The organism is Rubneribacter badeniensis (assembly GCF_002899695.1).
GTDB lineage: Bacteria > Actinomycetota > Coriobacteriia > Coriobacteriales > Eggerthellaceae > Rubneribacter > Rubneribacter badeniensis.
Genome location: NZ_PPEL01000195.1, coordinates 1 through 521, shown reverse-complemented (window position 1 = coordinate 521; position 521 = coordinate 1). Strand labels below are relative to the sequence as shown.

The 521-nt window shown below is 72.9% G+C and carries 1 protein-coding gene; it reads right to left on the bottom strand.

The window, feature by feature from the left end; all coding sequences use genetic code 11:
- A partial coding sequence (locus C2L80_RS13630) for a sugar transferase (protein ID WP_103263377.1) occupies positions 1–521 on the bottom strand: 521 nt, incomplete at both ends.

Here is a 521-nt window from a genome sequence, read left to right as displayed (position 1 = left end):
CCTCGCGGTCCACGCCGCGGCGGCTCAGCACGACGGCCACCGTGCGCGCGAGGACCTTCGCGTCGAAGAGGAGCGACATGCTGGCCGCGTACTCCCCGTCCAAAAACGCCTTCTCCTCGTCGGAGACGAGGTTGCGGCCGTTGACCTGCGCCCAGCCGGTGAGGCCCGGGCGAACGGCGTCGGCGTTCAGCGGCGCGCGCAGCTCCGCGAGCCGCCGCTCGCGGACGATCACCGGGCGGGGGCCCACCACCGACATGTCTCCCTTGAGGATGTTGGCCAGCTGCGGCAGCTCGTCGAGCGACCATTTGCGCAGGAAGGGCCCGACCGGGGTCATGAAGGCCGCCTTGTCCGCGAAGTCCTGCGCCGGCAGGTCCGGCGGCGCCTCCACGAGCATCGTGCGGAACTTCAGGCACTCGAAGCGCGAGCCGGCCCTGCCCCAGCGCTCCTGGCGGAACAGCACCGGCCCCGGGCTCGTCGCCTTCACGGCCACGGCGCAGGCCAGGAGCACCGGGGAGAGGGCG